Below are 11890 nucleotides of genomic sequence, written 5' to 3' on the forward strand. Positions count from 1 at the left end.
TTGTATACGGTTAGTATGGGCTACGTTGCGTCGGATGTGTCCATGCCTCGCTTCACAGTGTGAGTGCATCGGCTTCTGTCTGTATTGTGTTTCTTAGTGTTTTTTTTTTTTGCTATTCGTCGGCAGCGTCAGATGTGTATAAGAGACAGTCTATACACAGATAGATCAAGAGAATGGTGATGGGGTTCAAGGTGTTAAGATTAATGAGTTGAATGATAAAAAAGAGAAAGGTGTTCAAGTAACTTTCCCTATAGGTTTATTTAATAATGAACCTAGAAATGATACTCCTATATATTTTAGATTCAGAATAAAAATTCTAGATAATAAAGCTATAAATAGAATATCCAATGTCACAAAATCGAAATCACCTACGATATTAGGAGACTTTTCCAAAATAGAAGTGACTGACTTTAGAATAAATGAGGCAAGAAATCTTCCATATAAAATAAGAAAGAAGGTTATTGATTTTCAGTCTATAAATGTTATCCATTTCTTTTTAATTCGTGAAGCTACATCGGAATTTAAAGTGTCTCACTCCAATTATGAGCGTTGTCGATTATTAGAAACAGAGCTTTGGGATAAATATTTAGGGCTAAAAGATACAAAATCCCAAAAATTAATTTATCATTGGAAACAGAAAACCTCCGGATACATTTCAGAAGAAGATGAAATGAGTAATTCAAAGTCAGATCTTTTTATTAATCATTTTTCTGCTTTTGCCAAATTTTCTTCAAATACGATCCCAAAAAGAGCAGCAGGGTTTGTATTGCTTTTATCCATCCTTATAGGTATAGCTTCAGGTTTGGCTACTAATTATATATGGAACTCAACGAGCAATAGTATTCTTGTTACAGAAATACAGGACAACGATGTAAATATGCCACTAAAGACCACCTCGACCTTTGCATGTGACATGTACTGGCCAACCCCAAAACCAGAGAATTTATAGTGACAGGTATAATAACCAAACCATCATTTAAGATTGAGCTAGTTGAAAGAAACTTTGATGTATCTAAGATTACTCCTGCGCTCGAGAATGTCGCCCCTCTATATCCTAACTTTAATGTCTGGTTAAGGGACAAGTTCCTTCGAAACTTTTATATTGGAGATAGAGATATATTAGTTGCACATAATGGAAGTGATCTCTGTGGTGTAAGTTTGCTAAAGAAATCGACTGAGGAAAATAAGATATGTACTTTCTATGTTATGCCTAAGTTTCAGGGGAGGGAGCTTGGTAACAAATTACTTGAGAAGTCATTAAACTACTTTGACGGTAAAGATGTTTTAATTTCTGTTTCTAACGAGCGCCTAAGCGAACTATACCCTACTTTAAGTTCAAAAGGCTTTGTACTAGACAGTTGTGTCGAGCATATGTATCGAAATGAAAATATAGAACATTTCTTTAAAACTAAATAGAAAGCACCACATTAGAGGTGCTTTCTATGCCATTAAAATAGTATCTTTTTATCTAACTCTGACAAGTCAATGATCGTTTCAAACTGCTTATCAGTTAGGTGCATTACACCCCAGTAATCATTGCGATCTAGACCTGCAACATCGGCTAGTAATTTTCTATTTGGTCGTTTTGGTAAAGCTGCATTGTATGTAAAATTAATCACATATATATATTGCTTCTCTCTATATATTTTTCTCAGTTCTTTTTCTGTGAAAACACTAAATTTAATACATTCTTCGACAAAGTTGTCTTCATTTTTGTACTTATGAATGGTGTGAACATCTTCGACAACACATAGTGAAGTGGCTACGCTTCTATGCTCTGCAGGACCTTGATTATCAGTGGTTCTATAGATAACAACGACATCACCACGATTAAATTCTAAAACGCCTTTCATTTTACAAATGTAAATTTTATGGATGCTATTGGAATGAGATATGTCTTTTACGATATTGTCGGATTCGTTGTGTAGCCTAGAGTCTGGAAAAAGCTTTGTATGAAAATTTGGGTAGATACTTAGCAAGTATTTTTTGTTATCACTAGTACTAATGAATGGATAGTCTTTATCAACATCCCCGACTTTTTGGCTTAAATCGCGTAACAATACATCTTCGATCCCATTTTTAGACGGTTTCGTGCCGTACTTTTTAAAACCATACTTTTCGAACAAAGATACTAAGTACTTGTGCTTATCTCCAAACACAGTCACATAAATATCATCAACTTGTGGGTCGTTTGCTAGAGCGTAATCGAAAATTTTCTTTAGATATCTATCTCCACGGCGTGTTTGCTGTGGGTTAAATTTGAAAGTCCCCACTTTCATATGTTGAGTGTTTGGAAGCAATGGAACAGTGTCATCACCAGGGCCCTGTTCAAATTTACAATATAAAAAGCCTTCGATGGTGCCTTCGGTGTTGTATAGAACTAGAGCCTTGTTATCAGACTTTTTTTTGAACCAATCTGAAAACTCCTCATAATCCTCTTTTAAAGTTTTAAAAAATGCATCTTCAAGGTTTATATCTGCAAAGCGTTGGATTTTTAAGTTGTCCATGACTTCTCCTAGCCTATGTTAATACGTTAATTTTTAAGAGTGTTTTATATTGAGTGTGGATGCTTTTTCCTCTATTTTTTCTTATCGTCTCTTCGTTTTTATGATTGGTTTAGTTACTGGTTATTACATTTGACTAAGCTATATAATCGAATAATAAATAACTAATAGAGAACAAGGGTAACATCATGTTTTACAGTTCATTGTGACAAATACCCCTTTTATTATGTAGGTATAGTAATAACTGCTTTTGTTAACAATTTAGTTACTAATCGAAGTTTTCCTTATATGTTAGTAACGCAATCTGCCTTCACCTGTTTACGTCTTCTCAGTTCCTCTCTGGCCCATTTTGAAGACTCCTGCATATCTTTCCTCAAATCTTTAAGTTCAGTGTCTGTGAGGCGCCTTAGCGGCTCTGTATTGGGTTCTTTTCTTTTCATGTTACCTCCATTGATCAAGTTACGTTGATCTCAATGGTTTAATTCATTCCCTTCCTGGCGTTCAACAATCAATCATCTCACCATATGCACTAATGCTCAATAAGTAACCTATGCTGACAGCTGGTGACCAAGTTACCAATGAGGGAGTCCAGAGGGGCTTGCCCCTTTGGGCATAGCGCAGCGTGAACTCCATACTTTTGTGAAATGTTTATTCATAGTGAGGAACGAGCTATGAATAAACTAGTGAAGTACTTAACCTTTAGGTTAATGAAAATACCGCTAGCAAAAACGGCACCTCCAAGCGACTCTAACTTTTCTGCAAAAGCTATCCCTACATTAATGATAGTGTTCACTTAAAACGGATTTAAGCTGTTTGATATGTATTACGAGGGCATTTCAGGGGGAAGATTGGCTTTTTTGTGTGAATATTGTGGTTTATTATCTTGGATGATTTGTTTCAGACGTGACGAGTTGACCAAAGTTAATTGGCATGAAAAATAATTGCTCTCAATAAAGCGGAGAGGGGCTGAAGTCTAGATAGTTAGGCCTTGTCTCAAACTCACCAAGTACCGATTCTGTTTGTATGCACTCGTCAGAAATTATTTTTTCTCGTTTCTCGTTTGCGAGCTTGCTGGAGTACTTTGGCCATACGTTACTAAGACCCCTTTTCTTTAGCTTTTGCAAAGCATAATTTCTCTGTTCATCAATCCAGCCTGGTTTGAAATTAAGCTCTGTCATCAATTTCATGGTGATACATTTTAGTCCGGCAGCACCACGTATTTTTCCTTCTCTATCCTTCATATCCATAGGCGTGCTAGTTAGATACCCAGCTTTAATTAGCTGATTTATATAGTTATACCAAGTGGATTTTGGTATTGCTTCGTTATACATTTTTTTATATCGCTTGATCATGGCTCTGTGCTTTACTGGATCATTAGAATCAGGTTTTGGGACTCCAATACGGAATGTTGCCCAATCCATATAACTGATTAGCACTGTTAAGACCCGAAACGCTTTGACTCTTGCACGTCGCTGCATATCTCTGTAGGGGCTATTCAAGGAGCGTAGTGACTCGAGCATATAGGGCTTATCTCTAAAGTGCTTCAGCGTATCGATGAAGCGGCGAGTCGCCTCGGGCACCTTACTTTTATTTATTCCGCGTAGAACAATACGTACTTCAGGAGAGTAGCCTTTGTTTGCTGTCGTCTTTGTGTTCTTGTGTGACATGATATCAGTCCTCACAAGCACATGTGGTAGGGTGAAAAAATGAGCACTTTATATATTTAAATCGTGCACTATAATGGGTACCTGTCATGTTAATTTCTCTGCGAAGTATTAATGTGAAAATGTGGGCCGGTGTTGAGAGCACCGGCCTATGTGTTTTTTACTTACGTGAGTTGAATGGCCAGCCTCTAAGGTGATTGAGGCTTTCATATATCGATAGTGTTCCTCGATACGCTCTGTATGCTACTTTGTTCTGGATTGCTTCTAGAAAGTCAGCTAGGCGATAAAGTTGCTTGCTATATTTGGTCGTATGAGCCCATTGAAAAAAGAAGTAAAGTACGAGCATGACCAGGGCCATGAACGCCCAAAAGGCCCCAAAGTCTGTCCAGTTTTGAGGTGGGAAATGCAAATCCATTGTGATTCTCCTATCTGATTAAATGTCTTCTTGGTTACTTCGAGTTTTGATTGTTTCAGCTACGCGGCCTCCCACAGTTTGACCGATACGGTTGCGTGCAATATCTCCAATCCCTTTTGCTAGATTTGCTCCAGTTCCTGCTGCAATTCGTCCTGCTTTAGCTGTGGATGCGATAACGCTGCTTGAGTCCATTTGCATTCCTGATGCTTGGGCGAAGGGGGAGCCACCTGTTCCATATTCTTCGGATGTTGTAGAAGAGTCGCCACCAATAGAGCCCGTCATCGTCTCGGCCATTTCAGAATTGGAAGCCGCCTTGAATGCAGCTTGCAGAGCAGAGGCTCCTCCTGCCGTTCCCATAACTGCACCAGCAGCCATACCACCAGTAGCCATTGCGGCTCCAGCCATCGCGCTAGCACTTACATTTCCTGAGCTAGTAGCAGCACCTGAGCCTGGTATTAAGTTCGCGACTATATTGGGTACGGAGTGAATGAGTAGCATTAGAACTACGGATACTACGAAAATAACCAGTAGCTCTTTCATTGATGTGTTTGCTGATAGTTCGGTATAAAAGCTATCCATAATTGACATAGCGACACCGATCATTAGCGTCATGGTCATAAGCTTTAAGGCTAGGCCGAGCACATTGCGGAAGTAGTTAATAGCAATATCAGAGGTCCATTTTGAGCCGCCAAAACCCAATACGAAGATTCCAGCGTAAGTAAGAACCCAGGCCGAAATTAAAGACAGTAAGACATTAGCTGCGACAACCGTCATGCAAACTAAAATCAGTAATGTGATGATAAATATTGCTAAATTATCAAAGGGGCTTGTATAGCTGTATGCTTCACTTGATTTTGCAATAATGTCGAAAGCTATACTGATTGGTTCTGACGGGGTCAGTTCACGGGGCAATCCGGCCGCTTGAGCACCAATTATTCTTAGTGAATCAATGATGGATGTAGCAAATTCGGGGCCGTTTCTTAGTAGCCACAGGAAGAAGCCGAAGGTGATTATGAATCGGGTAAGCTCGGCAAAAAACTCTCCTATATCAGCCTGCTTTAGTAAGAGAGTTCCTCCTGTCCACACAAGGGAAATCAGCCCCAATGTCCAAAACAACCAACTGGCATAGTTAGTTATCACACCTGCCCAAGAGCTGCTCACTGCAAGAAAGTGAACAGCTACTTCATCCAGTACACCGTTAGTTTCGATTGCTGCATTAGCTGTTGTTGAAACTATGGCTAACCCCGAAAGAGTGAGTAGTCGAAATATCATTACTAGAAACCCTTATTTTGGCTGCGTTCCGTTGGATCACCTAAGTCCCATAAGCAGTTTGCTTGTTCTTTTTCTGCTGTTGTTAGGCTAGGAGAGTCACAATCAATCTGTTCAACGTTTGAGGGCTGACCACAACCGCTCAAAAGAAATGAATAGCTAAGACATAAGGTCATCAATATGAATACTTTCATGCTTAAAACCTCCTGTTTTTCGAACGATCTGTAGATGAAGAAAAGTCAAAGAGCGCTTCATGTGCGGCTTGGTGTCGTGCTTTCTGATCGCTTTCAGCTTGTATGTGTGTTGTCACCGCATTGTATTGAACTGTCATCAGGCTACGTATCTGTAAAAGTTGGCTGCTTTGCTGGCTAGCAAATTGGTTAGCATATTGAATAGCTTCAAGCTGTCCTTCGGCCCCTTGAGCTTGTCGTTGTAGTTTTTCTAGCTGCTTAGCGTCGCTTTGTAAGGCTTTAAATTGCTGACTAATCCCCTTAATCACCGCCTTGCTCGCAGATACTTGAGATTCGGATGAAATACGACGGTTTTCATTCATTGCCGCCCATTCTGTGTCACTGCATCCTTGAGCTGAGAAACACGGGGAATTACGGTAATAAGAAACGTCTTGAAATTTGCCCAGGTAGTCATCGAGGCTACCAAGTTGGTTCTGATAGTAGGCGAGTGTATTGGTCGCTTGGTTAAGTTCATTAATAGTCGATTGAGCTTGGTCCCAGATATAAGAGGCTGGGGCCATTGTGTTTTTTAATTGGTTTTCATACTGCTGAAGCTGCGTTTTGTACTGTTGGATTTGTTGCGCGGTTTGAGTTACCGCTTCCATTGCGGAAAGTATGTTATGAGGCAGGTTTAGACTATCTACTACAGGAATACCTGACCAAGTGGGGCTTACATAGCTCCAAAGCATTCCAATAGTTAGAACGTGAGTTTTAGCGGCTAAAATTTTCCTTGTTAGTATCATTGTGATTCCCTTAACTGACGGTGTGATGTGTTTATCGACTTCTGCTTTTTCTAGATTGTTTTTCTTGTTTCTTTGCCATTTCAGCTACCAAACGAGCTTTACGCTGTCTGTATGCTGAATGTTCTTGAACTTGTGGCTTTTCAAAGCTCAGAACTGCAAGCTGAGAAAGGTTACTGAGCTTATTGCGTCTGATGATCGGTGGAGCTTTTCCAATTGGTGAGATATCACGACGTTGGTTGCTCTTCTTTACATCTTGATTGGAAGAGAGTAATGAGAGCCGCCTTTGCTCTAATGCTTTATCGCTAAAGGTGATAGGTAGGCGGGTATCAACCGCTGCACGAATCACGTAAGCCTTAAATTTAGGGGAGCCGTTAACGCTGATTTGGTTGCCATATCGTGCCATTGCGATTTTTAGTGCTTGGACTATGGATTCCTTATCCGCTTGGCCCGATACCTGAAGGCGTTTACCATCATCACGTATTGCTCCGTTTTTGGAGCGAAACAAAATGGTTCCAGTTTTGGTAATAGAATCAATGACGCTTGTGAAGTTTGTTTGTTCTTTTCCATTGCCTTGTAGAGTGTTGCCGTCTAGCGTTTGTGTTGCCTCTCTTGCTCGCAATGCGGCCAAAGCGTTCTGGTCACCCTGATGGGCTTGATGTTTTAACCAATCGGCCCAAGTTCTTTTGCTATAAGTTTTGTAGATTGCTTGGCGATCGTGCTGATATTGTTGTTGAACTAAAGCAATACTCTTTTGGAGAGATTGGCTTGCCTGGGCATACAGCAAGCGCTTAGTAAACTTACCGCTATTGGTGAGTTTTATTGCCATGCGACGCACTTTGCCTTGTTTCTTGGCATTTAGAACTTGCTGATTTTTCTTTTGACGAAGTGTCTCTAATGCGGTGGCTCTATTAGTTGCAAGGCTCTTTTGCTCTTTCTGATATCTGGCATAAAGATCCGTTGTATCTATTCGAGTCTGAACAGGCTTTTTTTGGTAGCTGCGTTTTGAGTAGGATTTATTATTAATAGTTTGGTGTGGCTGAAATGCGCCGAAGCGGGACTCCAACTTTGGTTTGGATAAATTTCGATCCAACGTGCTAGCCTTTATCGTGACTCCAGTTTCGGATGAAATCACTAAACCATTGCCTTTTGCTGAAAGTGTTAACCCATTTTGGCTTAGAGTCGCGTGTAGCTCAGACCAAGTTTGTGCGGCTTTGATTTCGTTTATACACTCACGCTTAATCCATCCAATTAAGCTTTCAATACCGGAGTGACGCTCCATATCAGCAGCGCGTGCTGCGCTACGATTTTGTTTGGGTGTGTGATTGTCTTGTTGTAGTCCAAATGCTTTTTCTAATCGTTCACATTGTTCTGCAAGCGTACGATGTGAATAGTACGGTTCATGAATGGTATGGCGTGATGGATGAATTTTATTGATCGCCACGTGAACATGAAGGTTGTCAGTATCATTGTGAACGGCACTGATACGTTGGTGTTCACCAAAACCTAGACTTTCACATATACGCTCTTCGATCTTAGAAAGAACATCAGAATTAACCTGTTCTCCAGCACGGAAGCTAATAATCAGGTGGTAAGTCTTGTCACCTTTCGCTCTAGTGTTTGTTTGCTGAGTGGCCAATACCTCGCAGATCGCATCTCTAATTGAATCTGCATCGCAGTTAGTCAGTCGCACCTGACCTAACCGATGTTCTTTACTTTGGGTATCAGTGAGGTAACGGACTAAGCCTGAAAAATCGGACTTACTCGATGAACGCATTGGGATGTGTTTAGCAATCATGGCTAGGACCTTTTCCTAAGAATAGATTCCATGAGCTCGCTCATCTGAGCTTGGGTTGAATCGATGCGATTTAATACTGCTCTAATGGTAGGTGTGCCGATTTGAGCGGTCTTAGCATCATTAGTTAGCCAAAGCTTTAGTAACCCACCAAGTCTGCCAAGATCACCATTAACTCTAACTAGTTCACGTACTTGTTCTGCATCAACGACACTTTTCACTTGGTGTCCTTGTCCAATTCGTCGTAGATAGGTTGAAACACTGAGGCCAGCTTGTTTGGCATTAACCTCAATCGCTTCACGTTCATTAGGTAGGCAGTAGACTTTAAGAGGACTTGTGTTCTTCCTAGTGACTTTTTTTTCATGCTGCATTACGTGTTCTCCTATCGAATCTTCTATCACTGAATTGATCCCGCAGGGCAGGATTACCGTTGAGCGCCGCAGGTGCGAATAAGGGAAGTGAAGAGTCATCGCTATGCTTGCATAGTGGGACTCCTTCACACATCCTGCCCGCAATATCGCCCACATCAGTCATCAAGAAAGGGCGGCGCTACCGCACGGTTATCACGCAATTGCGTAGAAATAGACGTAAAATGGTGCCAAAAAAGGCCTAAAATATGCGAAGTGGCGTGGAAGTTGTGCTCTGGTTATGTTTTAACTTCGATACAGCTGCGTATGCACAGTGTTTGAATATATTCATATCAAGTCCTCTTTATTTGGCTGTGAATTAAAAGAAAAACCGTTTATGTCACGAGAGGTTTTCTGCTTTTCTGATTTCTCTTTTTCGGGTGGAGTAGCCACTGAGGTTTGTGTAATGTATTCCTTCACATAACGCAGGAAAGTCTCGTAGCGAAATGCGATGAGATTTCTTTCTGTTAGGTAAGTCCAAATAGTTTTTAAGTTGTAACCAGCGTTAATTGCTTCCTCTACATCGGTTTTAACGCCAAGAAAAGTTGCAAGTACTTCTTGCTTATTTGGAGGACGGTTGTTTTGTTGTCTTTGAATAACCCAAGCCTGTAGTTCTTTAACGTAATCAGACATATCAAGCCTCCATGTATTGCGACGAAGCTTGGTCAATCAAATTAGCGATATCGGAAACTTTAAAGTAAACACGTCTACCTATTTTGACTCGGTTTGGCTTGAGTTGATTTGCGAGTTCACAGTTAGTCCGAAGAGTAATTCTTAATCCTTCAGGACTGCGATGTAGGATCTCCGCAACTTGAGAAAACGAAAGAAGTGGTGAGCCTCCGTATTTTCGGTACAAAAATTCCTCAGTGGTCATGTCGCTCTCCTTAGTAATATTTAGTAATTATTTCAACTTAAGAGTTGATAATTGCAAATTAACAATATGAATAAACCACTATATCGTCAAGGTACTTAAGTGTTTGATTATTAAAGATGTGTAGCTAAACTTTTCTGGTTTTTGTGTGATTTTTTTCGATATATTGCTAGTCGATTAAGATATATTTGATGAGATTTTAGCGGCTAAATTTTTTGACGAGGGAATATAAAAAGTATTTGGTTTCGATATATCGAATACACAATACTTTATTGTTAAGTATATTTTTATTTGTGTCTGATTTAAATTATATTTTAGTGAAAAAGAAATCCAACTATAGATTGGAGTAATTTCGATATGTCGGAGGTTAATGGAGAGAGTAATAGTCGCTCAATATGTTTAGTAGAGTAATAATTTTTCCAGGAGAATTACGCCAAAGCCATAAATTCTACCGTTTTATTACTGGTGGTAATTTTGAAAGTTGTGATTGTTATCTCACTAATTGTTATGTTAGAACGCGAATTCTGTAGGGCATCATTGGTGGTAGTGAGGAAGTGTGAGGTTTATTGGATAATATTTAATGGAATCTCTTGTTAGATGCTACAAGAGGGTTTTGTAGAAGATGAGCATGTTGGCACTTATTTAGATATTACTGTGTTCACGGTTTTTCGAAGCTATTATGCTCTTAGCTCTTCGACTGTATTTGATACCGTTCACTTGTACGCGCATCGTCAAATCAACGATAATGAATTCACGAGCATGGGCTGAGATGAAAGCAAAAAAAAACCGCCAAAAGGCGGTTTTTATGAAATAAAGTTTGTTTTCGTCGGCAGGGCAATTTTTCAGCGTCGCTTGAGAGAGTGCCGTCTCTATATCTCAAACCAGTGACAGAAGTATATTAAATGCAACGCGAATAGTCAAGACGTTGCAATTTCCGTGAACTCGATTAGCTCATTGTCGATTTGTTCATCCACTTCAGACGTAGTATATAATTCGGCACGAAGATACTGGTCTTTAAGTAGCTCGCGCAACGTTGCGTGTTCCCTCAGGATTTTTGCAAACTCTTGCTTAAGGATATCATTCTCGGATTCTAATTCTGATACGGTGGTCGCCAGTTTTTCTTTATCGTGAGTAAGTATCTCGACTTCCTGCTTACTATCGTTCATGGATTTTTTGATAGTGTAATAGTCACCAAGACCGACATTGTGGGCAAGAGCAGTATTTAGACGTTTTTCATCATCGCGACAGATGCGAACTCTATATGTATCTAAGCGTTGTGCCTGGTGGGAGCTATATTTGCTTAAAGGGGGGAGAATACGGCTATAACCGACTGTTTGAATAAAATGTGACAACACGTACGATTCTTTTCCCAGTTGAGTGCAATCCTTGAGGCTCTCTTCACTTAATTTAAAGACCGAACTATTGGTGGTGTAGTCGTCCGGTTCTTGTGAAGTCAGAGGTACAACTTGCACGCCTCGTCGAGTTGTCTTCAGAACGATCGCGGGTCTTCTTTTATACAATTCTAGATGTTGTACCACATCAGGGTATCGCTTGGCTGAGGTTTGTAGATCAGTCCCTTTATAAATCTTCGGCTTGAACCCGAAATCTACCTCGACAATTGTCCCAAATCGTAATAACTGCATAGCAGACTTATGAACCCGTTTCATAGTCTGCGGCAGGAAAACCTCACCTTCGGTGTCTCTCGGAGAGAGATAAACTGATACGTCATGACCTTTGAATTCAACAACTTTGACAATCCATCGGTGAGCAGTATGTCCATCGAAATAGCAGGTGATGGTGATATTTGCATTGGAAGAGTCAGGGAGCAGGATCTCATTAATATTTGTATACGACTCCACACCAAGCACCGCTGGTTTTTCGGTAGTTTCTTCGACTTGGGTGTCATCGACTAAATAGTAGGTTACTGTTAGCGCCACACGTATCTCGCTGCTTTTATTGGAATTAGCTTTTAGGTCATTATACATGGTCGATAAC

General features: G+C 40.2%; 11 protein-coding genes. 2 read left to right on the forward strand and 9 right to left on the reverse strand.

The window, feature by feature from the left end; translation table 11 throughout:
• Positions 1–208 precede the first annotated feature (208 nt).
• Both EX191_RS09245 and EX191_RS23075 read left to right on the forward strand, forming a co-directional pair.
• Entirely contained in the window at positions 209–949 is a 741-nt protein-coding gene (locus EX191_RS09245; RefSeq protein ID WP_193447623.1) for a hypothetical protein, read from the forward strand.
• Positions 949–1416, forward strand: a complete 468-nt coding sequence (locus EX191_RS23075; protein ID WP_193447624.1) for a GNAT family N-acetyltransferase — start codon at positions 949–951, stop codon at positions 1414–1416. The genes EX191_RS09245 and EX191_RS23075 overlap by 1 nt, the downstream gene beginning before the upstream one ends.
• Before the next feature lie 32 nt (positions 1417–1448).
• Here the strand turns inward: EX191_RS23075 and EX191_RS09255 are convergent, their stop codons facing one another.
• From EX191_RS09255 to EX191_RS09295, 9 genes are all read right to left on the reverse strand, one after another.
• Positions 1449–2507 (reverse strand): N-acetyltransferase, encoded by a 1059-nt coding sequence (locus EX191_RS09255; RefSeq protein WP_193447625.1) that lies wholly within the window; start codon positions 2505–2507, stop codon positions 1449–1451.
• A gap of 944 nt (positions 2508–3451) precedes the next feature.
• Positions 3452–4171 (reverse strand): hypothetical protein, encoded by a 720-nt coding sequence (locus tag EX191_RS09260; RefSeq protein WP_193447626.1) that lies wholly within the window; start codon positions 4169–4171, stop codon positions 3452–3454.
• Positions 4172–4601: 430 nt separating this feature from the next.
• Entirely contained in the window at positions 4602–5855 is a 1254-nt protein-coding gene (gene trbL / locus EX191_RS09265) for a P-type conjugative transfer protein TrbL (protein ID WP_193447627.1), read from the reverse strand.
• A gap of 2 nt (positions 5856–5857) precedes the next feature.
• Positions 5858–6046 carry a hypothetical protein gene (locus tag EX191_RS09270; protein ID WP_193447628.1) on the reverse strand — a complete coding sequence of 63 codons (189 nt, stop codon included), beginning with the start codon at positions 6044–6046 and terminating at the stop codon, positions 5858–5860.
• A 2-nt stretch (positions 6047–6048) separates the two neighbouring features.
• Positions 6049–6822, reverse strand: coding sequence for a P-type conjugative transfer protein TrbJ (trbJ, locus tag EX191_RS09275; protein ID WP_193447670.1), 774 nt, complete (start codon positions 6820–6822; stop codon positions 6049–6051).
• 34 nt (positions 6823–6856) lie between these two features.
• Entirely contained in the window at positions 6857–8620 is a 1764-nt protein-coding gene (traI, locus tag EX191_RS09280) for a TraI/MobA(P) family conjugative relaxase (RefSeq protein ID WP_193447629.1), read from the reverse strand.
• 2 nt (positions 8621–8622) lie between these two features.
• A complete protein-coding gene (gene traJ / locus EX191_RS09285; RefSeq protein WP_193447630.1) occupies positions 8623–8988 on the reverse strand; it encodes a conjugal transfer transcriptional regulator TraJ in 366 nt (121 codons plus the stop codon).
• A 324-nt stretch (positions 8989–9312) separates the two neighbouring features.
• Positions 9313–9657, reverse strand: coding sequence for a TraK family protein (locus EX191_RS09290; protein WP_033906075.1), 345 nt, complete (start codon positions 9655–9657; stop codon positions 9313–9315).
• Between the two features lie 1155 nt (positions 9658–10812).
• On the reverse strand, positions 10813–11880 hold the full coding sequence (locus EX191_RS09295; protein ID WP_193447631.1) for a type II toxin-antitoxin system PemK/MazF family toxin: 1068 nt from the start codon (positions 11878–11880) through the stop codon (positions 10813–10815).
• Between the last annotated feature and the right edge of the window lie 10 nt (positions 11881–11890).

Source organism: Vibrio chemaguriensis (genome assembly GCF_012275705.1).
GTDB lineage: Bacteria > Pseudomonadota > Gammaproteobacteria > Enterobacterales > Vibrionaceae > Vibrio > Vibrio diabolicus.